Genomic DNA, 23,297 nt, shown 5'->3' with positions numbered 1-23,297 from the left:
GCTTTTCCCAATTCCTGTATCATTCCGCCCAAGGGGGAACGGCACTCGCGGGCTATTCGGGATAACTCTCGGCTGCCCTGCGGCAACCGATTTTAGTCTCCCGCCTGCAAACAGCTTGGTGCGGGTAGAGAGACTTGAACTCCCACGCCTTGCGGCACCAGAACCTAAATCTGGCGTGTCTACCAATTTCACCATACCCGCGTTCACAAAACCGCATGCTTATGCCTGCACATGAGGCCTTCCGGAGCGCGGCGTCTCTATATCACCCGATTTGGTCGAGGCAAAGGAAAAATGAACGGCAAATGACAGGGATTTCCCGCCCGGAAGCCGTCTTCTTCCGAACTGCCGCCGGATCAGTAAAGCGGCTCGTCGTAAACCGGCTTGCCGTCAACGAGAAGACTGCGGATTTGTGCGCCTCCCGCTGGCGAAACGCGCACCGCGATTGCGACATTGCCGTCAGTGCGAACCTCCTCGATCGGCTTGCCCTCGCCTTCGGGAACGTAGTAGCGCTCGATACCGTATTCGACGCGGATGCTGTCGGCCGCGGCCAGTCCGCCACTGTAGAATGGCTGGCTGCGCAGAATCACCGTCTCCGGTAGCGGTGGCAGTCCGTGAAAGGACGATTCGGTCACCGTCCAGAAACCATCCTCCTGCTTCTTCAACCGGACCCATAAAGTCCGCTCGCCGGGCTCGACCGGAATACCGCCGGAAACCGTCTGCACCGGCACCGAGGAAATGTCGTAGTTCAAGACGACATAGTCGCCGCGCAGGAAATCGCGCGGATCGACCGGCGCCGTTTTCAGCAGCACCTCGGCGCCATCGGCGAGGATTGACGCCCGGCTCTGGATGATCGTGCCGAGGATAAGGGTCTGCAGGCCGGCGACGACGATCGCCGAAAGCAGATAGCCCTTTCCGGATTGCAGCCTTGCCATGAACGAGCTCATACGCGCTCCCCCTGTGCATTCGCCGAAAAACGCCGCTCGAGACGGATGACGATCCAGGCAACCAGTGCGACCACGAGACCGGAGAACAGGAAGAGGCTCGACGTGCCGAGGATCGAGCCGACCGTGACGGAAGCGAGATAAAGCATTTCGGCGGCAAACGTGGTGTAGGCGAGATAACGCACCGCACCGTTGTCCCTGCCATGCAGGGCAATCGCCAGCACTGAAGCGGCAAGCGTCGCCAGGCCGAGCACCACCAGCCGCCAGCCGTCCTCGATTTCGAAATGCAGCAGCAGCAAGCCGATCGCAGCGACAAGGAAGCTGTAGAAGGCCGGGGCCGCACCGGCGCTCCTGAGCAGGGAGGTAATCCGCGGGAGCGGCAATGCCGTCAGGACGAAGGCCGCCATGCCGCCGATCGCGAAGGCGAGCGCCACGGCGATTTCCTCATAAAGCGTATAGAGCCAGGCAAGCCAACCGATCAAAAGCAGATAGGCCAGATGGCGGGCCCGCTCGGCGCCGGTATACCGCACCAGCCCGATAATGATCACCGCCATAACCGGCGCCATCCAGGGATCGAGTCCTATCCAATGTGTGTCGTGATTCTCGAGATAGACGGCGAAAGACGCCCAGGAGAGGAAGCCGGCGACGACGGCCACTGCGCCCGAACGGAACAGGATCGCGGAAATCGTCGCAATCGCGAACCAGAGATACATCACCGTCTGCTCATCGCCGGAGAGATGATACATCTGCCCGACCAGCGAGATGGCGCCGCCGAAACTCATCGCGCCGATGATCAGCAAGCCGCTTGCCGCCGCTGTCGCACCGCGGGCGAGCATCCGAGCGGCGGCAATATGCACCACCCAGATCAGGGCAAGGATGACGCCGACGCGGACGAGGCGCGGAATAGCCTCCCAGTTGGAGGCGACGACCAGCAGGATGGCGGCTGCAAGCAGTACCGCCGCCAGCGCCATCAGCACCCGCCCGAGGCTGAAGCTTGCCGGGCGGCTGTCATATTCGGCGAGAAGCGCGCCTGCCGTTTCCTGCCCCAGCAGGCCCTTGCCTACCCAGAGTGAGAGATCCCGCTCCAATCTGCCGCGATACATGCTCCACCCCTCATTTCCGCAACGCCGCTGCGGCGCTACGGCGCTACGGCTCACGCCGTTATAGACGCAGCACGGGTGTTCGCAAACGCTCTTGCGCAAATATACAACTTCCTCATTGGTCTAACTTGTACCGAGCATTAACCGGCCGCTAACCTCAGAAGCGCTAATATCAGCATATGGACGGAGAGGTATGCGCCGATCGCATATCACTCATGAGTTTATTGCACTGCAAAATAATCATTAGTCATACTATTTATGGAACCATAGAAGCACGGGGATGGCGCCCCGGCCCGGCTTCAGCCGGACGCCCGCGGATCGCTTGGTCCGTGACGATATTCGCAGCCGCGCACTCCTCCTCCCAGCGCGCTGCGATAGGCTGGCAACACTCCTCCTCCCAGTTGCCGGTCACCATAACGCGCCCGCCGGATCCTCCCCCGGCGGGCGTTTTTGTTCGGCAAAAACTGAATTAAAGCATTGGCGGTCCGAGGATTTCCGCCGTTTGGCGCCGGCCTGCCGCATTGCCGTCACACCGCACCGGCAACGCTGCGGACAGATGGGCAACTTCGATCCGGCGGCGGAATGCGTTCTTATAGCGGATATATGGGCGGAACCGCCGGAAGCAGCGGCGTTTTTGAGCAATGGCACCGGTTCGGTCCTCCAAACGGGATTGCTTTCCTGAAAACCATTCTGCCTATTCGTTGACCAAAAAACGGAAAATCTGCGTCAAACACCCCTAGAGCATTGCATGCATCGCATAGGTGATCTGAAAACTTGGCTGTTTTAGTCTTTCGCGCCGCAACATATATTCTGGTCATCAAATAGAGGTCAGCGCCGATCGGCGGCTGCTGGCAGATGAAACCCTCAGAAAGGGGCTTAACATGAACTTCTCTCGCTCTTTCAATAACTGGCGCAAGTATCGTCAGACGATCACGGAACTTGGCCGCATGACCAACCGCGAATTGCACGATCTCGGCATCGACCGTTCGGACATTAATCGCGTTGCCCGTGAGGCTTCTTCCCGCTAATCCAGGCGATCCGCTGCTCCTCCCAAGCAGGATCGTTCTGATTGAAACGCCCGCTGTACCCACAGCGGGCGTTTTCGTTTGTCTGCATGCGGCTGCTGCGGCGGTTGCATTGTTTTGCCGCTTTCGTTAGCCCGCACAAAAAATATCCACCGCCTAATTGACGAGCATCACACTGCACAATTGCATGGCAGACGCCTTTTATTTGCACTGCACAATAGGACGGTTCTCGCCTATATAAACATCAACCGCAGAGAGATAGGCGATCCCGCCATCCAGCGGACATATGTTAGAGGAAAAAGACAATGAACCCGATCCGCATTGCAAGAAGCTGGCTCAGCTACCGCCGTACGCTCAATGAACTCGGCGGCCTTTCGAACCAGACCCTGTCCGATATCGGCGTCAGCCGCTACGACATCCGCAATATCGCATCCCGCTCGTTCCGCTAATAGCCGGCCGTTAATAACGGCCGCTAATAGCGAGCGTGATGCTCCCAAGACGGCGCCCCAGGGCGCCGTTTTTGATTCCGGGGTGTTGGATCGCACCTGCCGACATGATATCAGCCCGGAATGAACACGATCTCCTCCTATTCCCCCATCCATGTCGTCGGCGGCGGGCTTGCCGGTTCGGAAGCCGCCTGGCAGATCGCCAGCTCCGGCATCCCCGTCATCCTGCATGAAATGCGCGGGGTGCGCGGCACGGATGCGCATAAAACCGACGGCCTTGCCGAACTCGTCTGCTCCAATTCCTTCCGCTCCGACGATGCGACCAGCAATGCCGTCGGCGTCATCCATGCCGAGATGCGCATGGCGGGCTCACTGATCATGGCCACTGCCGATCGGCACCAGGTTCCGGCAGGTGGCGCGCTCGCCGTCGATCGCGATGGCTTCTCCGAGGCGGTGACGAGGGCGATCCATGACCACCCGCTGATCACGGTCGTGCGGGAAGAGGTCACCGGCCTGCCGCCAAGGGACTGGGATCTTGCCATCGTCGCCACCGGGCCGCTGACGGCGCCGTCACTCGCAAGCGCCATCCAGGCAGAAACCGGCAAGGATTCGCTCGCCTTCTTCGACGCCATCGCGCCGATCATGTACCGCGAGAGCATCGACATGGATATCTGCTGGTATCAGTCGCGCTACGACAAGGTCGGCCCCGGCGGCACCGGCAAGGATTACATCAATTGCCCGATGGACGAGGCGCAGTACAATGCCTTCGTCGACGCGCTGATATCAGGCGACACGGTCGGTTTCAAAGAATGGGAAGGCACGCCTTATTTCGACGGTTGCCTGCCGATCGAGGTGATGGCCGAACGCGGCCGCGAGACCCTGCGCCACGGGCCAATGAAGCCGATGGGGCTGACGAACGCGCATAACCCGACGGTCAAGGCCTATGCCGTCGTGCAGCTGCGGCAGGACAATGCGCTCGGCACGCTTTACAACATGGTCGGCTTCCAGACGAAGCTGAAATATGGCGCGCAAGCGGAAATTTTTCGGATGATCCCCGGCCTGGAAAATGCGGAATTTGCCCGTCTCGGCGGTCTTCACCGGAACACCTATATCAATTCCCCCACCCTGCTCGACCCGTCGCTGACGCTGAAATCGCGGCCCGGCCTGCGTTTCGCCGGCCAGATCACCGGCTGCGAAGGTTATGTGGAAAGCGCCAGCGTCGGGCTGATGGCCGGCCGTTTCGCCGCCGCCGAACGCAAAGGCGAGGCGATCTCGCTGCCGCCGGCGACGACGGCGCTGGGCTCGCTGCTCGGTCATATCACCGGTGGGCATATCGTCACCGACGAGGAGCCGGGTAAACGATCATTCCAGCCGATGAACATCAATTTCGGGCTGTTTCCGGAGCTCCAGCCGGGTTCGATCGTCAAGCCCGAGGGCGTCAAACGTTTCCGCGGCAAGGACAAGACGATCATGAAACGGCAGTTGATCGCACGCCGCGCGCTTGCAGACTGCGCCGCCTGGCTCGGCTAAAGCACTTCTACTGCTTGTTCGCCGCCGAGATATGGCTCGGCGGCAGGTCCTTATCCGGCTCGGCGATATAGTTGCCGAGCAGCCAGAGCGCCACTTCCGAGGATTCTTTAGCGGAAGCAAATTCGAAATCGCCGTTGTGATGGGGTGCATCGAGGAAGTCGATCACCAGGCCCCTGCCCGTTTGCGAGCTGACGACGCGCACGCGGCCTGGCTCGATCAGATGGCAGGCGAAGTGGCGTGACATATTGCGCATGAAGCCCGCTTTGTTGTCGTGCAGACGCACGAAGATGGCCTGGCCGTTTTCCGTTGCCTGCAACTGGCGGATCGCCTCGGTCGGAAAAGCGCGGCCGAACTCGATGATGGCGAGGCCTGTATCGTGCAGGCCGTCTTCCTTGTTTTGCGCAGCCATGCGCGTTGCCACAAAAGCAAAGAAGATAACGATGGTGAAAAGAACGCACCAGACGATAATGCCCACGCCGAGTCTCCGTTCAATGGGGTAGCGGTTCAAGCTTTCTAACGCGCGAGACTTGCGCGAATTTGACCCGATGTCAGATTTTGCGGCGCGCCGCGGCCAGCCCCATCTGCAACTGGCGGCGCCATTGCGGCGACTGCAGCGGCCGGTCAAATATCAAAGCGCCGCGTTTCTGCGCGTTGACGAGTACCGGTTCGGCAAGGGTCGCCGGCAGAAAGGCCGGAAAGACCGCCGGCGCAATCGGCCCCGCCGCCCGCGCCTTTACCAGATGCTCGCGACCGAGGCCGGCGAAGGCCTCGATGGCGGCTGCGATGCGTGGCCTGTCTTCGCCGGCAAGGAAGGAATCGCGGTCGAGCCCGGTGGCGAAAAGGATCTGCAGCGGAATATAGACCTGACCACGGCGGCGATGCAGCGGCATCAGCAGCAACAGGCCAGCGACAGCCTGGGCGACGCCGGCGTGGCCGGCAGCATTCGCCGATCGTGCGGCCTCCTCAGGCGACAGCACGAGGCTTGCAAGCTGAATGAGGGCTGATGCCGTCTCGCCGGCATAACCTTCGAGTGAAAGACGCGTTTCCATCGGATCATCATAGAGATCGAAGGTGCGGGCCTCGATCATGTCGATCAGCGTCTTGCGCGGAAGGCGATGGGTTTCGATCGCCGCCAGAAGTGCGGCGGCGACGGGATTGGCTGCCGTCGACCCGTGTGCGCTGCCTTCCAGCAGATCCCGCCAATATTGCAGCCGCACCTCGCCGGGCAAAGTCTCGTGCACGAGATCACGGATGCGGGCAAGCTCGGCATTGAAGGCATAGAGAGCTGCAAGCGCGCCGCGCTTTTCCTCCGGCGACAAAAGACAGGCAAGATAACGGTCGCGGTCGCTGTCACGGAGCATCGCCAGGCAGATCTCCTGGTTCGTCGCACTATTGGCTTCAGCCATCGTCAGACCGCGATCAATGCCGCAGCGACGGCGCGCTGCTCGGCGAGCATGATATTGAAGGTGCGTACCGCCGCGCCGGTGCTCATCGGATCGGAGGAGATGCCACGCGATTTCAGCGCCAGTTTCAATTCCTCGGGCAGACGGCGAAGCTCGGTTCCGGTGCCGACAAGCAGAACCTCGATCTCGTCAGCCTCATCGAGCACACGCCGAAAATTTTCAGGCGACAGCGGTTTCGACATATCCATGTCCCAACCGTGAATGCCGGAGGGAAGACAAAGGATCGAGCCGCGATGAGACATATCGGCAAAGCGGAACCCGCCATTGCCGTAGCTATCGATCGGCGCGCGCCCGGGGAAATGCGCGGCGCGGATTTCTATGCCTTTTGCCATGTTTTCAAACCACCGTGCCGGATTTTACACCAACATCCGTCTTGTTGCTCTCTTCCCCGTCGGGAGCCTCCGGGCGTAGCCGAAAGACGATCAACACGGGAGCGGCGATATAGATTGAAGAGAAGGTGCCGAGAGCGACGCCGAAGAGCATCATAAAGGTGAAGGAGCGGATGACATCGCCCCCGAAAAGATAGAGCGCGAGCAAGGCGAGCAGCGTCGTCGCGGCGGTCAGAATGGTGCGCGACAGCGTCTGATTGATCGAAGCATCGATCAGGATCGGCAGCGGCATCTTCCTGTATCGCTTCAGATTCTCGCGCATTCGGTCATAGACCACGACCGTGTCGTTCAGGGAGTAACCGACGATGGTCAGCACCGCGGCAATGCTCGTCAGGTTGAATTCTATGCCGGTAAGGACGAAGAGACCGAGCATGATGATGACATCGTGCAGCGTTGCGACTATGGCGCCGACCGCAAACTGCCATTCGAAGCGGATCCAGATGTAGATGAGGATCGCCGCAAGCGCTGCAAGCACGCCGAGCGTCGCCATCATCGTCAATTCGCCGGAGATGGCGGGGCCGACGACCTCGACGCGGCGAAAGTCATAATCCTCCTGGAGCTCGCCGCGCACCAGCGTCGCCGCGGATTGTTCGGCATTTTCGCCGCCGCCTTGGGACGCGATGCTGATCCGCGCATTCGACGGCCCGCCCGTGCGCTCCACACGCACCTCGCCTAGATTGAGATCGTTGAGGCGTGATTGAAGATCGGCGAGGTCGGCATTGCCCTGCTTCGCCGTCGCCTCGATGAGCGAGCCACCGGTGAAATCGATGCCGAGACGCAGGCCGGCGGTAGCAAAGGCGGCCATGGCAATCAGCGAGATGACCGCTGACGCCGTAAAGACATAACGGCGGATTCCCATGAAACGGATATTGGCGTGTTCGAAGAGATCGGTCAGAACGCTCTTCGGCAGATGCCGGGGATGGCGGCCTTTCAGCCAGCCGGCGACGATCGAGCGCGTCAGCGTGAAGGCCGTGAAGACTGTCGTCAGGATGCCGACCGCCAGCGTCACCGCGAAACCGCGGATGGATTCGCTGCCGAGGTAAAAAAGGATGATCGCGGCGATAAAGATCGTGACATTTGCGTCGACGATCGTTGCGAATGCGCGCGTGAAACCGCGGCCGACGGCCTCTGCGAAGGAATGGGTGGTTTTCTCCTCTTCACGGATGCGCTCGTAGATCAGAACGTTCGAGTCGACCGCCATGCCGACGATGAGCACGATGCCGGCAATCCCGGGCAAGGTGAGCGTCGCGCCGGCAAGGCTCAGCACCGCAACGATGAGAATCAGGTTGAAAAACAGCGAGACGACGGCGATGACGCCGAGAATGCGGTAGAGCGCGATCATCAGTGCTGCGACCAGCACGACGGCGACGAGGCCGGCAACAAGGCCACTGAAGATCGAATCAGCGCCAAATCTTGGGCTGACGCTGCGTTCCTCGACGCTCGTCAGCGTCGCCGGCAGGGCGCCGGCGCGCAGCATGATCGCAAGATCGCGGACGCCATCCTCGGAGAAGTTCGCCGAAATCGCGCCCTCGCCGCCAGTGATCGCCGCATCGATAACCGGTGACGACATCACCTGGTCGTCGAAGACGATGGCAAGGTGCTTGCCGATATTCTGCCCCGTCACCTCCGCCAGCCGCTGCGTGCCTTCGGCATCGAGGCGGTAAGTAATCGAGGTATCCTGCGTCTGTGGATCGACGACAGGCTCGATATCGACCATATTGCTGCCGGAGACGAAAGCCGTGCGGTCGACGAGATATGGGATCGGCGGATCATCAAGCGAATAGAGCACTTGCGATGTCGCGGGCCAACGGCCGTTCAGCGCCTCCTGCCCCGACATGCTTGCATCGATCAGATGAAAGGAAAGCTTGGCCGGCTGGTTGAGCAGGTTTTTCAGCCGTTCCGCATCGACCGATCCCAGCACCTGCACGACGATCCGGTCGGCGCCATCGGGGTGAACAAGGAAATTCGCATGGCCGAATCCAGCGATACGGCGGGCAACGATATCGAGCGATCGAGTCCGGGCGGAAGCGACGTCAGCTGTGATGCCGGCGTCGGAAATCTGCAGCGAGAGCTGTCCCTCCTCGCCCCGCTGCAGCGCCACCTCCGGCCCTAAACTGCCGGCAGTCGCCGTCAAAGGTGTCAGGAGATCAACCGCCTTCTGCGTCTCGGCCGGATCGGTGATGCGGACAGTAACGGTCTGGTCATTGCCGGTCAGCCCGGTATAGCGGATGCCGGCGCCACGCAGCGCATTGCGCACATTGGCGACCGCCTCTTCCAGGCGGTCCTTGACGACATCGGAACGCTCGACCTTCAGAACGATATGCGAGCCGCCCTGCAGATCGAGACCGAGCGTCACGCGGTCGTGACGCAACCAGCCCGGCAGAGCGGAACGGTGCTCCTCGCTCAGCAGATTGGGCGCAGCGATGACGATGGCCGCAAACGCGGCCAGCCAAATCAGAAGTGTTTTCCAGCGGGAAAAATGCAACATTCTCTCGACGATCTTCCGATCCGGCGGTCCTGCCGTTATCGCTCGTTACGCTGCGTCGGCCTTGACGGGTTCACCCTTGACCCGCACTTCAGAGATGCCGCTGCGGACGATGCGTACGCGAACGCCGTCGGCAATCTCGACTTCGACTTCCTTGTCGTCGACGACCTTGGTAACCTTGCCGACAAGACCGCCACCGGTGACGACCTGGTCGCCGCGACGGATCGCCTTCAGGGTCTCGTCACGCTTTTTTGCCTGCGCGCGCTGCGGCCTGATCAGCAGGAAGTACCAGACGACCATCAGCGGCACGAACAGGATGATCATTTCGAAACCGGAGCCACCGAAACCGGTTGCGGTGTCGGTCGCACTCTGGGCGAATGCCGGGGTGATGAACATGCTAAACTCCTCAGGCTTCACGGCGGAACACCGCCTCTTTTTTCAGGTTGCCGGACTATAGTTACGGCTTCGGTGAATGCAACAGAAACAGCCGGAAACAGTACCGATTCCGCTGCCTCATAACCTTTCCGGCGTCAAAACGCCATGCTACCCCGCAGCGAAAGATCAAAGCGGATTGCCGCAGCGAAAAACAGGAGGCCTGCGATGACCGAGGAAATCAACAATGCCCTGCTTGCCGAACTGAAACGGCTCGCCGATGCCCTCCAGCGTCTTGCCGGGCCGGCGCCTGCCCTCAACGACTGGGATGCTGCCGACTGTTTCGTCTGGGCGCCTCTGCGCCAGCATCTGCAGCCTGTGAAGAAGCCGAACCGGGTGGCGTTGAAGCTCATCCGCGGCGTCGATCATGTGCGCGACATTCTGCATGAGAATACGGTGCGTTTCGCCGAGGGTTATGCCGCCAACAATGTGCTGCTGTGGGGCGCACGCGGCATGGGAAAATCCTCGCTGGTCAAAGCCGTGCACGAGGATGTCAGCCGCGAAAGTGGTGTCTCGCTGAAACTGGTCGAAGTCCATCGCGAGGATATCTCCAGCCTTCCCAATCTGCTCGACCTCTTGAAGGACACGTCGTACCGCGTGATCGTCTTCTGCGACGATCTGTCCTTCGATCATGACGACACCGCCTACAAATCGCTGAAGGCAGCACTCGACGGCGGCGTCGAGGGGCGGCCGGACAATGTACTCTTCTATGCCACATCGAACCGGCGCCATCTCCTGCCGCGCCACATGATGGAAAACGAGCAGTCGACGGCGATCAATCCGTCGGAGACGGTGGAAGAGAAGGTTTCGCTGTCCGACCGCTTCGGCCTCTGGCTCGGCTTCCACAAATGCAGCCAGGAAGACTATCTCGGCATGATCGACGGCTATGCCGATCACTTCAAGCTCGGGCTCGAACGCGGCAAGATGCATGCCGAAGCGCTGGAATGGGCAACGACGCGCGGGGCGCGCTCCGGCCGTGTCGCCTGGCAGTATATTCAGGACTTGGCCGGACGCATGCGCGTTCACATCGACCGGGTCTAATTTAGAATGATATGCATTGAATGACAAAAGCCCGGCTGTTGCCGGGCTTTTCTCGTTTCCTGGTACGCTATACCTATTCCAGGAAAGTCATCGGGTTGACCGGGGATGCGTCCTTGCGCACCTCGAAATGGACCTGCGGCTGCTTGACGTCGCCGCTCATGCCGGAGACGGCGACGGTTTGGCCACGCTGGATCTTCTGGCCGCGAGCGACGCTCAAAGTATCGGCATTACCGTAGACGGTGACGGTGCCGTCGTCGTGACGGACGAGAACCGTGTTGCCGAGTTCCTTCAGGCCGTTGCCGGCATAAATGACGACGCCATTTTCGGCGGCCTTGATCGGCGTTCCCTGCGGAACCGAGATGTCGATGCCGTCATTGCGGTTGCCGTTGACGTTAGCGCCGTATGAAGCAATGACCTGACCGCGGACCGGCCAACGGTACTTGCCGATGCCGGTCGATTCCGGTGCGGCGGAGCTGACGTCAGATTTCTTTTCGACATCGTCGACCGTCTGGGTGGCGGCCGGCGCCTTGTAGGGCGCTGGCTGAACGGAGGCCGTCTGCTGGGCCGGCGCTGTCTGAGCCGGCTTCGGATCGACCTTCTCGGGCTGGATCGACGCCGTCTTGATATTGTCGGCAGTGCCGTTCGGGATCTTCAGGGCCTGGCCGATCCGGAGCGAGTTGGCCGAAAGTTTGTTGGCGGCCTTCAGATCGTCGATATTGCTACCGGTCGCCTTGGCGATCTTTGCCAGCGAATCGCCTTGCTTGACGACGTAGCTGCCGGCAGGCGCTTTCGGATCCTTGCCGGCGCCGGCCGGAAGCTTGCCGGTAGAATCGGCGCTCGCCATGGTCTTGTCGCGGGCGGAATTGGCGCCGGGAATGACGGCGACGTTCTGCTCAGGAGCCTTCACCGGTTCCGGCATCTTGCCGGGCCTGGAAAGATCGGCCGCCTGCGACGCCGCCTTGGCGGCATTGCCGCCATTGAAGGTCGGGATCAGGATCGCCTGGCCGGGCGCAGCGGCGGAAGCCGTCTTCAGGTTGTTGACCCGCAGGATTTCCTTTTCCGGAACACCGAAGCGCCTGGACAGCGTGGCAACACTTTCGCCCGGACGTAGCGTTACGGAAGGGGCATTGGTCCCGGACCAGCCTGAAACCTTCGGCGTCGTGCCCGTCGTCAGAGTATCGGGCGTCAGCTTCGGCGCAGCCGGGGCCACCAATCGGTTTTTTTCGGCCTGGGGCGCTGAAGGGAAAGGCTGGGCGAGCGCGACTTCCTTTTCCCGCTGGCGGGAAGGCGCAACAGCCGTCGGCGCAGCAAGCTCGGAACGCTGCACCGAGACCGGTGCGGAAGCCATGCGGGCGCTCGACGTGCGGACCGGATCATAACTGGGGCTCGACGGATAAGGCTGGCTCAGCGCACCATTGCCGCCGCCGTAGCCCGACTGGCTGGCAACGGCGGAGCCGCCGAGATCGGCGCGCGGCACCGGATCGCCCTGAGCACCACCCCTGCGCGGAATGGAACTGGTGGTGATCTGATCCTGCCCTGAGGAGGAAAACAAGCCGCCAAACCGTGTCACATCGGAACTGCAGCCTGTTGCGGCACTCGCCAACAGACCCACAACCAGAAGATTACCGGCCGACTTCCCGAACTTCGGCGAAAGACTGAAACGCATTGACTCGACCCACTGAGAACGCAACCATTTGTGAGTCTATTAAAACGCGTTAGTATTACCACGCGGTTAAGATGCTGGAATCAGTGCGGTATTTTTGAGAAGTTGATAACCATAGCTTACGGGTGAAAAATCGTAGAGCTTACAGCAGCGAGGCAAGGCGCGGAACGATCGGCAGATACGGGGCTTCGAACAGTTCTTCGCGTTCGAACCGGCTGCCGGTTTTCGTCAACCGCACCATGCGGCATTCGGTTTCGGAGATCATCAACGGCGCGATCATCGAGCCGCCGGAAACAAGCTGGTCGGTATAAAAGCGCGGCATCGCATTGAAGGCCGCCGTCACCAGGATGCGGTCGAAGGTGCCCTCTCCCTGCATGCCGGCACTACCGTCGGCGTGGCGGATGATAACGTTGCGCAGGCCAAGCGATTCCATGCGCCGCTGTGCCGCCGATGTCAGCGTCTTGTAGCGGTCGATGGACAGAACACGCTCAGCCATTCTGCCGATGACGGCGGCGGTAAAGCCGCTGCCGGTGCCGATTTCGAGGACGCGCTGTCCTGGTTTGACTTTGAGGTGATGCAGGATGCGGACGACAAAATCGATGCCTTCAAGGAAGGAGCCGCATTCGATCGGTATCGTCCGGCTCGAATAGGCATCATCGGAAAATTGCGGCGGCACGAAGAGCGAGCGCTGCGTCTGCTCGACCGCCGTCAGCAGATCGAGGTCGGAGATGCCTTCGGCACGCAATCTAAGGACGAGCGCCGCAAAGCCCTCTTTCTCGGCCAGTCTTGCCGTCAAACCTGTGCTCCGTATCCCAAGGCCCGCGCCACGCGGTCCGTCACGGAATAATCGGTCAGATCCAGTTTCAAAGGCGTTACCGAAATCTTGTTATGCTTCAGGGCATGAATATCCGTGCCTTCGATGAAGGCGCCGGCGCGTTCGCCGAACTTCAGCCAGTAATAGGGAAAGCCCCGGCCATCGGAGCGGGCGTCGACCTGCAGGTTGAAGGCGAGCTTGCCCTGCATGGTCACCTCGGCGCCATCGACCTCGTCGGGACCGCAGTTCGGGAAGTTGAGATTGAGAAACGTGCCCTGCGGCAGGTCCAGAACCATCAGCTTTTCCAGAAGGGCCGGCGCATGTGTCTCGCAGACCTCCCAAGGAACGATGCGCGCGCCGTCCTCATAGAGGTAGGCCTGGCTCAGCGCGAAGGAACGCACACCCTGCATCGTGCCTTCGATGGCGCCGGCGATAGTGCCGGAATAGGTTACGTCGTCTGCGACGTTCGAGCCCGAATTGACGCCGGAGAGAACGAGATCGGGCTTGATGTCCATCACCTGCCGGATGCCCATGATGACGCAATCGGTCGGCGTGCCGCGCAAGGCGAAATGCTTGTCGGAAATCTTGCGTAGCCGCAAAGGTTCCGACAGGCTCAACGAATGGGCAAGGCCGCTCTGATCAGTCTCGGGCGCCACGATCCAGACGTCGTCGGACAGCGTGCGGGCGATCCGCTCCAGCGCGGCCAAGCCTTCCGCGTGAATTCCGTCGTCATTCGTCAGCAGGATGCGCATCGCCTTCAGGCCGCCCGTTCGATTTTGGTCAATCCGCCCATATAGGGAAGCAAAACGTCCGGAATCGTGACGGACCCATCTTCGTTCAAATAATTTTCGAGAACGGCGATCAGGCAGCGGCCGACAGCGGTGCCGGAGCCGTTCAGCGTGTGGACGAACCTGTTGCTCTTGTCGTCCTTGTCGCGGTAGCGCGCGTTCATCCGGCGGGCCTGAAAATCGCCACAGACAGAGCAGGAGGAGATTTCGCGGAAGGCGTTCTGTCCCGGCAGCCAAACTTCGAGATCGTAGGTCTTGCGCGAGCCGAAGCCCATGTCGCCGGTGCAAAGCGTCATCGTGCGGAAATGCAGACCTAGGCGCTTCAGAACTTCTTCGGCGCAGGCCGTCATGCGCTCATGCTCGGCGATGGCGTTTTCGGCGTCGGTGATCGAGACGAGTTCGCATTTCCAGAACTGGTGCTGACGCAGCATGCCGCGCGTATCGCGGCCGGCCGAGCCCGCTTCCGAACGGAAGGACGGCGTCAAGGCGGTGAAGCGGAGCGGCAGCTTTTCCTGATCGAGGATTTCCTCGCGCACCAGATTGGTCAGCGTCACTTCGGCTGTCGGAATGAGATAACGACCGTCCGTCGTCTTGAAGAGATCCTCTTCGAACTTCGGCAGGTTGCCGGTGCCGAACAGGGCTTCAGCGCGCACCATTAGCGGCGAGCTGACTTCGGTATAACCGTGCTCACGGGTGTGGAGATCGATCATGAACTGGCCGAGCGCACGCTCGAGCCTGGCGAGCGACCCGGTCAGAACCGTGAAGCGCGAGCCGGAGAGCTTGGCGGCGCGCTCGAAATCCATATAGCCGAGCCCCTCGCCGATTTCGAAGTGCTCCTTCGGCGTATGGTTCCAGCGCGGCTTTTCGCCGACGACGCGGGTGACGACATTGTCGTGCTCGTCCTTGCCGACCGGAACATCGTCGAAAGGTATGTTGGGGATGCGAGAGAGCGCGTCGGCGAGTTCGGCCGTCAGTAGCCGGTCCTCCTCCTCGATCGCCGGCAGCAGGGTCTTCAATTCGGCGACCTCGGCCTTCAGCTTCTCGGCAAGCTCGCCATTCTTCTGGGACAGCGCCGCGCCGATCTCCTTGGAGGCGAGATTGCGGCGAGACAGCAAGTCCTGCGCTTTCTGCACGGCAGAGCGGCGCTTTTCATCGAGGGCGACGAGGCTTTGGGCCAGAGGCTCCGCGCCGCGCTTGGCAAGAGCGGCATTGAGCGCTTCGGGATTCTCACGGATCCATTTGATATCGAGCATCGTCGTTCCAGATCGTTTGCAACAGAAGTGACCCGGCCAAAGCCTGAGCGGGCTTCGACCGGATGAGACGGCGTTCATGAAAGGATTTCCGGATTGCCGCTCAGACGCTGTCCGTCTTGGCAACGTCCGCGGATTCGGTGTCCTTTTCGACCGCCTGCCGGGCACGCTGGCGCTCTACGAGTCGCGCCGCATGGATGGAAATCTCGTAGAGAAGGATCGTCGGTATCGCAAGGCCGATCTGGGACATCGGATCCGGTGGCGTCAACACGGCGGCGACGATGAAGGCAAGCACGATGGCGAACTTGCGCTTTTCGGCGAGCCATTGCGACGTCAGAAGTCCGACGCGGGCGAGCAGCGTGGTGACGACGGGAAGCTGGAAGACGAGGCCAAAGGAGAAGACAAGCGTCATGATCAGGCTCAGATATTCCGAGACCTTCGGCATCAGCGAGATCGCCACCTCGTCATGACCCGGCGCCTGCTGCATAGACAGGAAGAACCACATGACCATCGGCGTGAAGAAGAAATAGACGAGCGCGCCGCCCATCAGGAACAGGACCGGCGAGGCGATCAGGAACGGCAGGAAGGCCTGACGTTCGTTCTTGTAGAGGCCGGGCGCTACGAACTTGTAGACCTGGGCGGCAATGATCGGGAAAGCGACCACCAGTCCGCCGAACATCGCCACTTTGACCTGCGTGAAGAAGAATTCCTGTGGCGCGGTGTAGATCAGCTGGGCCTTCTCGACGTCGAGATGCGCCCATATTACGGCTGTCTTGTAGGGAATGACTAAGTAGTTGAAGAGATGCTTGGCAAAAAAGAAGCAGGCGATGAAGGCGATAAAAAACGCGCCGATCGACCAGATCAGCCGCGTGCGCAACTCCATCAGGTGCTCGATCAACGGCTGCGGCTTATCTTCGGACTCACCGCTCATGCCTCGTCCTTTTTCTTCATCTGTACCGGCGTCTTCGGCGTTGCAGGCTTCCTGACTGCCGTCGTGCGCTTCGGCTTTTCCACAGGCGCGGCAATGGCAAAGGCGGCCTTATCTGCGGCCTTGGCGCGTGGCTTGCGTACGGCCTTCGGCTTGGCGGCAACCGTTTCGGCCTGGACGATCGCTGCTGCGACGGGTTCAGGCTGCGCAGGCGCCGGCACCAACGGCGGCGTTTCCGGCAGGCTCATCGACGGCGTCGGGGCTGAGACCGCAGCAGGCGGCACCTCGGTCTTGTTTTCCGGGGCCACGGTCGCCTTCTGCAGGTCGGCCTTGATCTCGTTGCCCATCTGGCGAAGCGGATTCATCGCCTCGCGCAGGCTATTCACCGGGTTGAGCTTCTGAGCGTCGCTGAGCGTCTGGCGGACATCGTCAAGCTCTGCCTCGCGCAACGCTTCATCGAACTGCGCGCGGAAGTCACCCGCCACCTTGCGGGCGCGCTGCGTCATCTTGCCGAAAGCGCGCAGCATCGGCGGCAAATCCTTGGGACCGACGACCACGATCAGGACCACCGCGATGACCAAAAGCTCGGTCCAGCCAATATCGAACATGCAAGGCTCCTGGACGGGAAGCGCGGGGGCAGCGCCTTTTCCCGGACTTGGTTATTTCGTTTCGTCGGCCTTGTGATCGACGGTCTTTGCCGTTTCCGGCGCGTCCTCGTCCGTCATGCCCTTCTTGAAGCTCTTGATGCCCTTGGCAACGTCGCCCATCAGTTCCGGGATCTTGCCGCGACCGAACAACAACAGCACTATGACCAGAACGATCAACCAGTGCCACATGCTAAAAGAACCCATTACCCTAACTCCCTGTTTCGTTGTTCCCACGATGTAAGGATTTCAAACACCGTTTCCAACATCACGCCTTTTGAACTGCGCTTAATGTCACGGTATCGCCCTTTGTGACAAGCCATTGACCCGTCGAAAAGTGGCGGCCCCCATTGTTTTCGCCATGCATGGCAAAAGCAAGACGCAAGCCCCTCAATCTTCGGAGGCGCCGCGCGGCGCCAGCAACCCCAGTTCCTCGAGGTCCATCTGGGTTATCGGGTCCTCGTCCTCGGTCAGTTCGTCGTTCATCAACGGCGAGGGAATATTGAAATTCGCCGGAATCCGGCCTGACAGCAAGCCCGCTCCCTTCAATTCTTCGAGACCGGGCAGGTCACGCAGTTCCTCGAGACCGAAATGGTCGAGGAAATCGCGTGTCGTGCCCAGTGTCACTGGCCGGCCCGGCGTGCGCCGGCGGCCGCGAAACCGCACCCAGCCGGCTTCCATCAGCACGTCGAGCGTGCCGCGCGAGGTCTGAACGCCGCGGATATCCTCGATTTCGGCCCGGGTCACCGGCTGGTGATAGGCAATGATCGCCAGCACTTCCAGTGCGGCGCGCGACAGCTTCTTCACCTCGTTTTCATCGCGGCGGATGACAAAGGACAGATCGGCCGCGGTGCGGAAGGCCCAGGCGCCCTCGATCTGCACGAGGTTGACGCCGCGCGGCGCATATTGCGCTTTCAGACGCAGCATGATTGCGCGCACGTCAGCATTCTCAGCCAGACGCTCAGCCAGGAAGCTCTCGGAAACCGGCTGCGAGGAAGCGAAGACCAGCGCCTCGGCGATGCGCTCTGCCTCGATCTCCGCCTGCAAGTCGCGGCCCCTGCCTTCGAAATCGTCCTCGAAATCCTCATCACTCTTCGGATCGATCAAGCCGGCTGCTCCTGCTCCACCACCTGCAGCGTGGCGTGTTTGGGACCGCGGCGCATGTATAACGGCTGAAAGGCGCCGTCCTGGCGGATTTCCAACTTGCCCTCGCGCACCAGCTCTAGCGAGGCGGCAAAAGCGCTAGCGATCGCCGTGACGCGTTCCTCGGGCGCTGCGAGATAGCGCAGCAGATAATGCTCCATCGCTGTCCAGTCGCCGACCTCGCCGATCATCTGGGTCAGCAATTCGCGGGCATCTGTCAGCGACCAGACGCTGCGTCTCTCGATCGTCACATGGGTGACCGCATTGCGCTGGCGCAGCGCCGCATAGGCGGTCAACAGATCGTAGAGGCTGGCCGCATAAGCGGATTGCTGCCGGTCGGGAATATGCTCGGGCGCGCCGCGCATGAAGATGTCGCGGCCGAGACGGTTGCGGTTGACGAGGCCTTCCGCAGCCTGGCGCATGGCTTCGAGGCGTTTCAGCCGGAAGGCGAGCGTTGCCGCCAGTTCCTCGCCGGAAGGACCGTCATCCTTGGCCTGCTGGGGAATGAGCAGCCTCGACTTCAGAAAGGCGAGCCAGGCTGCCATGACGAGATAGTCGGCGGCAAGCTCGATGCGGATGCGCCGGGCGCTTTCGACGAACTGCAGATATTGCTCGGCAAGCGCCAGCACCGAAATGCGCGACAGATCAACCTTCTGGTTGCGGGCAAGATAGAGCAACAGGTCGAGCGGGCCTTCAAAGCCGGCGACATCGATCACCAACGCCGGCTCGTGGCTGGCGCGCTCGGCACCATTTTCCTGCCACAGCTTGTCCATCGGCGTTGCCGCCTGCGAACGCTCCGTGCCCTTGACCGTGTTCACCACCCTGCTCCTCTACAATCAGACCGTCGCAAACATCGCCTCGAATTCTGCCCTCAATTCCGCTTCGTCGGCGGCATCTGCTGCCGTGAAGCCCGCCTCCACCGCTTTTGCGCGGACAAGCGATTGACCGGCGATCTGCGGAACATTTGCCACGACCTCGCGCATCTCGTCCATATGGCCGTTGCAATGCAGCACGATATCGCATCCGCCTGCAATGATATTCGCCGCGCGTTGACCGATCGTGCCGGAAAGAGCATTCATCGAGCTGTCGTCGGAGAGCAGCAGACCGGTAAAGCCGATATGCTCGCGGATGATACCGTCGGTCACTTTGCGCGACGTTGTCGCCGGATTATCGGGATCGATGGCGGTGAAGACGACGTGGCAGGTCATCGCCATCAACTCGTCTTTCATCGCGACGAAGGGTGGGAAGTCATGGGCTTCCAACTCATCGCGCGAGACGGTGACGACAGGAAGTTCCAGATGTGAGTCCGCAAAGCCGCGGCCGTGGCCGGGAACATGCTTCATCACCGGCAACAGGCCGCCGGCCTTCAGCCCCTCGGCAGCCGCCCGGCCCATCGCGATGACGGTCTCGAGATCGCCGCCATAGGCGCGGTCGCCGATGACATTGCTGCTGCCCTCGACCGGCACATCGAGCACCGGCAGACAATCGACATCGATGCCGAGGCTCGAAAGGTCGAAGGCGTGCAGCCGCGACATCGCCCATGCGGCGCGCAGGCCGAGCCCTGGGTCGCGGCGATAGAGATCGCCGAGTTCCCGGCCTGAGGGATAACGCTTGAGAATGGGTGGCCGGATGCGCTGGACACGGCCGCCCTCCTGGTCGATCAGCACCGGTGCATGCCAGCCGACGCTGTCGCGCAGTTCGGCGACAAGATCGGTAATCTGACCTGCCTCCGAGATGTTGCGCCCGAAGAGGATGAAGCCCCAGGGCCGTTCGCCCCGATAGAAGGCTTTCTCTTCGGATGTGAGGGAAAGGCCACTGCAGCCAAGGATCATCGCTTTTGATTCGGTCATTTGAGAATCATAGACGGCGCCCGGCCAAATGCGAGCAAGGTCGAAAGCGATGCACAAAAAAGAGCGGCGGACCGATCCGGCCCGCCGCTCTTGTTATTCCATTCAAACCCGAGACTACTTGGAGATCAGGCAGCTGCCGCCCGCTGCGCGATACTGTTCGCAGAGCGCTGCGGCCTCGTCCTTGGAACCGGCAGGAATACGGACACGGTAGAAAGTGCCCTTGCCGGCGATATCGGCCTTGCGGATCTCATGTGCGCGGCCACCAAGCACACCGGCGAATTTCTTCGACAGGTTGGCATAGGATTTGGTCGCCTCGTCTTGCGACGGCAATGAGGCGATCTGGATGCCGTAGCCGCCGGCGGACGCGGCCTGCTGCGGCTGAGCGGCGACCGGTGCTGCGGCCGCGACCTCAGTCGTCTTCGGCTGCTGTGCCGGCGGTCGGACATTGCCCTTCTCGGTCACGGTGCCGACAACGTTGACGGGCTGCTCGGCCGGACGGGCGATCGGAACCGGAGCGGTATCGGTCGCCGCCCCGGTCTTGACCGGGCGCACCGGCGGTTGGACCGGGGCGGGATTTGCAGCCTGCGTGTCGGCGCCACCTGTCAGCGGCGGCTGTGCCGGCGTCGTTTCGGCAGGTGCTGCAGAACGAGCATCGGCGGAAGCAACCTCGGCGCTTGACGGGAAGCTTGCGGCCGTTCCGCCTACCGGCGGCACCGGCGAAGCCGATTGCGCCGACGGGGCCGTCAACGCCGGCATCGGCTGAGCAGACGATGTCACCGGGGCAGCCGGCTGGTCGACGGCTGCTGGTTCCTCGCGGGCGACCAGCGTGCCATCGGGCTTGACGATCATCGTGCGGACCTTGCGCGGCGAAACGGACGGCGCCTTGTCGGCATCGCTAGCGGGCGCGTTTTCGGCATTGTCCTGGTTCGGCAGCAGCCGAGGATCCTCCGTCTCACCGACTGCGGTCGGTGTGACCTGATCACTCGGGTTGGCGTTCTCGTCGTCCTCAGGCAGCGCTTCCGGTGTCAGCGTGCGCTGGACGACATCGACCGGCGCCTCGTCGGAAGAAACCAACGCCTTCTGCTTCGGCTCCTCGGCAGAACCGGCAACACGGTCGTAGACCGCCTTGTCCTGGTTCGGCACGGTCTTGCCGCCGGGATTTTCCGGAACGACCTTGACCGGCTCCTTGTCCGCAGCGATCACGCGCGGCTCGCCCGATGCGACGATGCCGAGCCCCTCGCCGTTCCAGACGGAGGAATAGACACCGTAACCGACGCCGGCGAAGACCACGAGCACGACGGCTCCGGCAAGCAGCCGGCGCATCGACCGGGCCCGGCTGAAATCAGCCGCCTGGCTTGCCGACTCAATCCGAACTTCGGAGGTTTCGCGGCGCTCGACCGGCTCGCGCACGCTGCGGCGGAAATCCTCCTCCAGCGCCCGTTCGAAATCATCGAGGCCATCGGCGATGGTGGGCTTGACCACCTTTGCCGCTGCGGCAGCCGTATCCGTGGCCGGCGCCGGGTTTTCCCGCGGCTTGGCCGGTTCGAAGAAGCTCGCGATCTCCGCGTCGAGATCGAAATCGAAATCCTGAGTTTTCGCGACCGGAGCTGGCTGCTCGACCGGCGGTAGCGCCGGCACGTGCATGTCCTCGACAGCCTCAGGACGATCCTCCGGATCGGAGATCATCGCCGGATCAAACGGCAAGTCTTCGGTCGAGTCAGCGACAGGCGTCCAGTTGAAGGCCGGAGCCGGAGTTGGAACCTGAGCCTGAGCCCGAACGTGGGACTCAGCAACGACAGCCGGAGCGGGCCGTGCAGGGGCGGAAGCCGCCTGCTGGAAAGCAGGAATTTGTGGCTCAGGCGCAAAAACGGCCGCTGACCTAGGCGAGATGGCAGCGGCCTGCTCGGGAGCACGGACTGCCGGCTCCAGCTGCGGCACGGGCTCAGCCGGAGCCAGCTCTGGCGGTTCGGAGAAATCGAGATCGGCGAGTTCCAGCTCGATGCCGGCAAGATCCAGCTCGAAATCATGGCCGGCGAAGGGATCGTCGGCTTCCGGTACAGGTTGCTGTGCCCGCGAATATGCCGTCGCGGCAGGCTGAGGTGCAGCGACCTCGGCAAGCTGCGGCGCGACCGTTACGGCTTCAGCAGCATAGACCGGAGCAGGCCGAGCGGCAGCCGCGACGACCGGTGCCGGCGCGATCACTTGCGGCTGGACAAATGCAGCGGCAACGGGAGCTGCCTCGATCGATTCGGCCTGCGGCGAAACCGTCGCCGGATTGGGGCGTTGCGGTACCGGATAACGCGAGACGTCGGCGAGCAGATCGTCAAGATCGAAAGTGCCGGCAGTGTGCGGAACGTCGGGCACGACCTCGGTCAGCGCGGCATCGGCCTGGATCTCGCCTTCGACGGCGGCGGCAATGAGATCGAAACCGGCGTCGGACCCGAAATCTTCCAGATCGTCTTCGATTTCGACGAAGTCCTCGACCTCGGCAACCTCTTCCGACGCGATCACCTCGTCGTGGCGATCGAGCTCGGCGGGGAAGCCGAGCGACGGAGACGCGGATTCGAATTCCTCGGACGGCTCGGCAGCGACGATGGGGGCCAACTGCTCGACGGCGGGGGCGGACTGCTCGATTGCGGGCTGCGGCTCTGCAGCGGGCAGATCGGCGGAATGCGCTTCAGCCACCGGCGCTGCGGCTGCTTCGACCACAGGTTCGGGCTTCGGCGGAACAACCGATTCCTCGCGTTTCGCGGCGTGGAAATTGGCAAGCGGCAACCTGATGCTGGCGGCCGACCACTGCGGCGCCTTGGCGGGCTGCGGCAGCGAAGAGACCGGAGCAGCACCGATCGACAGCTCAAGCTCCTCGATCAGGTCGCGGGCACCGCCGATAGCCGATTGCACCGGCGTCTCGAAAGCGGGCTCGACGGAAAGCTGCTGCGGCCAAGCCGCCGGGTCGGCGGCGGGCGCATCCCAGTTGCTTGCTGCAGGCACAGTTGCTTCCTCAGCCTCAACGGAGGCGACGGAAACCGGCTCTGCAACCTCCGGCCTCTCGGCAGCCGGAGAAACATCGAGAACGGGCTCAATGTAATCTTCGGGGATGACGTCGTCAGAGATCGGCTCGGCTGGCCGGTCGAGCTCTGCGAGCGGACGTGGCGAATCGTAACGGTCGAACTCGCGGCCAAGCTCGTCCTCGAGATCGAGGGCGGGCTCCTGCCGCGCGGGCTCGGTTATCGTGTTTGCTGCAACACGGGGTTCGAAGCCGACGATACGGGCAAGTTCGGCCAACGGATCATCGTCGGCAAACAGGTCATCTTTTCCGCGCGTATCATACGCAAGTTGTTTATCAGCCATGCCTATCCCACTCG

The 23,297-nt window shown here is 61.8% G+C and carries 22 protein-coding genes and 1 tRNA gene; 4 read left to right on the top strand and 19 right to left on the bottom strand.

Going from position 1 to position 23,297, the window contains the following annotated elements:
* Window positions 1-116: 116 nt before the first annotated feature.
* From HJB89_RS17430 to HJB89_RS17420, 3 genes are all read right to left on the bottom strand, one after another.
* Window positions 117-201: transfer RNA gene (locus HJB89_RS17430), tRNA-Leu, on the bottom strand.
* Between the two features lie 152 nt (window positions 202-353).
* The gene (locus HJB89_RS17425) at window positions 354-944 is read right to left on the bottom strand and encodes a GDYXXLXY domain-containing protein (RefSeq protein WP_207583980.1); all 591 of its coding nucleotides are present in this window, start codon (window positions 942-944) and stop codon (window positions 354-356) included.
* Window positions 941-2,044 (bottom strand): DUF2157 domain-containing protein, encoded by a 1,104-nt coding sequence (locus HJB89_RS17420; RefSeq protein ID WP_207583979.1) that lies wholly within the window; start codon window positions 2,042-2,044, stop codon window positions 941-943. The genes HJB89_RS17425 and HJB89_RS17420 overlap by 4 nt, the downstream gene beginning before the upstream one ends.
* Before the next feature lie 878 nt (window positions 2,045-2,922).
* Here HJB89_RS17420 and HJB89_RS17415 point away from each other — a divergent pair.
* The 3 genes from HJB89_RS17415 (at window position 2,923) to trmFO (ending at window position 5,042) form a co-directional block, all read left to right on the top strand.
* Window positions 2,923-3,069, top strand: coding sequence for a DUF1127 domain-containing protein (locus HJB89_RS17415; protein ID WP_007628510.1), 147 nt, complete (start codon window positions 2,923-2,925; stop codon window positions 3,067-3,069).
* A gap of 302 nt (window positions 3,070-3,371) precedes the next feature.
* Window positions 3,372-3,515 (top strand): DUF1127 domain-containing protein, encoded by a 144-nt coding sequence (locus HJB89_RS33765; RefSeq protein ID WP_003539017.1) that lies wholly within the window; start codon window positions 3,372-3,374, stop codon window positions 3,513-3,515.
* Between the two features lie 120 nt (window positions 3,516-3,635).
* Window positions 3,636-5,042 carry a methylenetetrahydrofolate--tRNA-(uracil(54)-C(5))-methyltransferase (FADH(2)-oxidizing) TrmFO gene (trmFO, locus tag HJB89_RS17405; protein WP_221132661.1) on the top strand — a complete coding sequence of 469 codons (1,407 nt, stop codon included), beginning with the start codon at window positions 3,636-3,638 and terminating at the stop codon, window positions 5,040-5,042.
* Between the two features lie 7 nt (window positions 5,043-5,049).
* Here the strand turns inward: trmFO and HJB89_RS17400 are convergent, their stop codons facing one another.
* The 5 genes from HJB89_RS17400 to yajC all read right to left on the bottom strand — a co-directional run bounded on the left by HJB89_RS17400 (window position 5,050) and on the right by yajC (window position 9,775).
* The gene (locus HJB89_RS17400; RefSeq protein ID WP_207583977.1) at window positions 5,050-5,517 is read right to left on the bottom strand and encodes a hypothetical protein; all 468 of its coding nucleotides are present in this window, start codon (window positions 5,515-5,517) and stop codon (window positions 5,050-5,052) included.
* Between the two features lie 73 nt (window positions 5,518-5,590).
* Window positions 5,591-6,448, bottom strand: coding sequence for a phytoene/squalene synthase family protein (locus HJB89_RS17395; RefSeq protein ID WP_207583976.1), 858 nt, complete (start codon window positions 6,446-6,448; stop codon window positions 5,591-5,593).
* Between the two features lie 2 nt (window positions 6,449-6,450).
* On the bottom strand, window positions 6,451-6,837 hold the full coding sequence (locus HJB89_RS17390; protein WP_207583975.1) for an Mth938-like domain-containing protein: 387 nt from the start codon (window positions 6,835-6,837) through the stop codon (window positions 6,451-6,453).
* A 4-nt stretch (window positions 6,838-6,841) separates the two neighbouring features.
* Window positions 6,842-9,382: a protein translocase subunit SecDF gene (secDF, locus tag HJB89_RS17385; protein WP_221150277.1), complete on the bottom strand. Its 2,541-nt coding sequence runs from the start codon at window positions 9,380-9,382 to the stop codon at window positions 6,842-6,844.
* Window positions 9,383-9,427: 45 nt separating this feature from the next.
* Window positions 9,428-9,775 carry a preprotein translocase subunit YajC gene (gene yajC / locus HJB89_RS17380; RefSeq protein WP_007628493.1) on the bottom strand — a complete coding sequence of 116 codons (348 nt, stop codon included), beginning with the start codon at window positions 9,773-9,775 and terminating at the stop codon, window positions 9,428-9,430.
* Between the two features lie 204 nt (window positions 9,776-9,979).
* On the opposite strand from yajC, the gene HJB89_RS17375 reads away from it, so the two are divergent.
* Window positions 9,980-10,852 (top strand): ATP-binding protein, encoded by an 873-nt coding sequence (locus tag HJB89_RS17375; protein WP_207583973.1) that lies wholly within the window; start codon window positions 9,980-9,982, stop codon window positions 10,850-10,852.
* Between the two features lie 73 nt (window positions 10,853-10,925).
* Here HJB89_RS17375 and HJB89_RS17370 read toward each other — a convergent pair whose 3' ends face one another.
* From HJB89_RS17370 to HJB89_RS17320, 11 genes are all read right to left on the bottom strand, one after another.
* Entirely contained in the window at window positions 10,926-12,518 is a 1,593-nt protein-coding gene (locus tag HJB89_RS17370) for a peptidoglycan DD-metalloendopeptidase family protein (RefSeq protein WP_207583972.1), read from the bottom strand.
* Window positions 12,519-12,657: 139 nt separating this feature from the next.
* The gene (locus HJB89_RS17365; RefSeq protein ID WP_007628476.1) at window positions 12,658-13,311 is read right to left on the bottom strand and encodes a protein-L-isoaspartate(D-aspartate) O-methyltransferase; all 654 of its coding nucleotides are present in this window, start codon (window positions 13,309-13,311) and stop codon (window positions 12,658-12,660) included.
* Window positions 13,308-14,081, bottom strand: coding sequence for a 5'/3'-nucleotidase SurE (surE, locus tag HJB89_RS17360; protein ID WP_207583971.1), 774 nt, complete (start codon window positions 14,079-14,081; stop codon window positions 13,308-13,310). The genes HJB89_RS17365 and surE overlap by 4 nt, the downstream gene beginning before the upstream one ends.
* Window positions 14,082-14,086: 5 nt before the next feature.
* Window positions 14,087-15,370 (bottom strand): serine--tRNA ligase, encoded by a 1,284-nt coding sequence (serS, locus tag HJB89_RS17355; RefSeq protein ID WP_207583970.1) that lies wholly within the window; start codon window positions 15,368-15,370, stop codon window positions 14,087-14,089.
* A 100-nt stretch (window positions 15,371-15,470) separates the two neighbouring features.
* Window positions 15,471-16,298, bottom strand: coding sequence for a twin-arginine translocase subunit TatC (gene tatC, locus HJB89_RS17350; RefSeq protein ID WP_207583969.1), 828 nt, complete (start codon window positions 16,296-16,298; stop codon window positions 15,471-15,473).
* Complete coding sequence (gene tatB, locus HJB89_RS17345) at window positions 16,295-16,903, bottom strand: Sec-independent protein translocase protein TatB (RefSeq protein WP_207583968.1); 609 nt, start codon at window positions 16,901-16,903, stop codon at window positions 16,295-16,297. Before tatB ends, tatC begins: the two co-directional genes overlap by 4 nt.
* A 51-nt stretch (window positions 16,904-16,954) precedes the next feature.
* The gene (locus tag HJB89_RS17340) at window positions 16,955-17,146 is read right to left on the bottom strand and encodes a twin-arginine translocase TatA/TatE family subunit (RefSeq protein ID WP_064709192.1); all 192 of its coding nucleotides are present in this window, start codon (window positions 17,144-17,146) and stop codon (window positions 16,955-16,957) included.
* Window positions 17,147-17,329: 183 nt separating this feature from the next.
* Window positions 17,330-18,046 carry an SMC-Scp complex subunit ScpB gene (gene scpB / locus HJB89_RS17335; RefSeq protein WP_207583967.1) on the bottom strand — a complete coding sequence of 239 codons (717 nt, stop codon included), beginning with the start codon at window positions 18,044-18,046 and terminating at the stop codon, window positions 17,330-17,332.
* Window positions 18,043-18,900 carry a ScpA family protein gene (locus HJB89_RS17330; protein ID WP_221116319.1) on the bottom strand — a complete coding sequence of 286 codons (858 nt, stop codon included), beginning with the start codon at window positions 18,898-18,900 and terminating at the stop codon, window positions 18,043-18,045. The genes scpB and HJB89_RS17330 overlap by 4 nt, the downstream gene beginning before the upstream one ends.
* A gap of 18 nt (window positions 18,901-18,918) precedes the next feature.
* Window positions 18,919-19,932 (bottom strand): beta-N-acetylhexosaminidase, encoded by a 1,014-nt coding sequence (nagZ, locus tag HJB89_RS17325; RefSeq protein ID WP_207583965.1) that lies wholly within the window; start codon window positions 19,930-19,932, stop codon window positions 18,919-18,921.
* A 114-nt stretch (window positions 19,933-20,046) separates the two neighbouring features.
* Window positions 20,047-23,283, bottom strand: a complete 3,237-nt coding sequence (locus tag HJB89_RS17320; protein WP_221150275.1) for an SPOR domain-containing protein — start codon at window positions 23,281-23,283, stop codon at window positions 20,047-20,049.
* Between the last annotated feature and the right edge of the window lie 14 nt (window positions 23,284-23,297).

It is taken from the genome of Rhizobium sp. NZLR8 (assembly GCF_019685025.1).
Classification (GTDB): domain Bacteria; phylum Pseudomonadota; class Alphaproteobacteria; order Rhizobiales; family Rhizobiaceae; genus Rhizobium.
The sequence above is the reverse complement of the archived record's forward strand: the minus strand, read 5'-3'. Positions and strand labels throughout refer to the sequence as shown.

Coding starts and splice junctions, on each gene's coding strand:
- yajC (WP_007628493.1), bottom strand. CDS start 9,775: ATGTTCATCACCCCGGCATTCGCCCAGAGTGCGACCGACACCGCAACC.
- HJB89_RS17320 (WP_221150275.1), bottom strand. CDS start 23,283: ATGGCTGATAAACAACTTGCGTATGATACGCGCGGAAAAGATGACCTG.
- HJB89_RS17425 (WP_207583980.1), bottom strand. CDS start 944: ATGAGCTCGTTCATGGCAAGGCTGCAATCCGGAAAGGGCTATCTGCTT.
- HJB89_RS17415 (WP_007628510.1), top strand. CDS start 2,923: ATGAACTTCTCTCGCTCTTTCAATAACTGGCGCAAGTATCGTCAGACG.
- nagZ (WP_207583965.1), bottom strand. CDS start 19,932: ATGACCGAATCAAAAGCGATGATCCTTGGCTGCAGTGGCCTTTCCCTC.
- HJB89_RS17370 (WP_207583972.1), bottom strand. CDS start 12,518: ATGCGTTTCAGTCTTTCGCCGAAGTTCGGGAAGTCGGCCGGTAATCTT.
- trmFO (WP_221132661.1), top strand. CDS start 3,636: ATGAACACGATCTCCTCCTATTCCCCCATCCATGTCGTCGGCGGCGGG.
- HJB89_RS33765 (WP_003539017.1), top strand. CDS start 3,372: ATGAACCCGATCCGCATTGCAAGAAGCTGGCTCAGCTACCGCCGTACG.
- HJB89_RS17375 (WP_207583973.1), top strand. CDS start 9,980: ATGACCGAGGAAATCAACAATGCCCTGCTTGCCGAACTGAAACGGCTC.
- tatC (WP_207583969.1), bottom strand. CDS start 16,298: ATGAGCGGTGAGTCCGAAGATAAGCCGCAGCCGTTGATCGAGCACCTG.
- tatB (WP_207583968.1), bottom strand. CDS start 16,903: ATGTTCGATATTGGCTGGACCGAGCTTTTGGTCATCGCGGTGGTCCTG.
- HJB89_RS17340 (WP_064709192.1), bottom strand. CDS start 17,146: ATGGGTTCTTTTAGCATGTGGCACTGGTTGATCGTTCTGGTCATAGTG.
- HJB89_RS17395 (WP_207583976.1), bottom strand. CDS start 6,448: ATGGCTGAAGCCAATAGTGCGACGAACCAGGAGATCTGCCTGGCGATG.
- secDF (WP_221150277.1), bottom strand. CDS start 9,382: ATGTTGCATTTTTCCCGCTGGAAAACACTTCTGATTTGGCTGGCCGCG.
- HJB89_RS17420 (WP_207583979.1), bottom strand. CDS start 2,044: ATGTATCGCGGCAGATTGGAGCGGGATCTCTCACTCTGGGTAGGCAAG.
- surE (WP_207583971.1), bottom strand. CDS start 14,081: ATGCGCATCCTGCTGACGAATGACGACGGAATTCACGCGGAAGGCTTG.
- HJB89_RS17390 (WP_207583975.1), bottom strand. CDS start 6,837: ATGGCAAAAGGCATAGAAATCCGCGCCGCGCATTTCCCCGGGCGCGCG.
- serS (WP_207583970.1), bottom strand. CDS start 15,370: ATGCTCGATATCAAATGGATCCGTGAGAATCCCGAAGCGCTCAATGCC.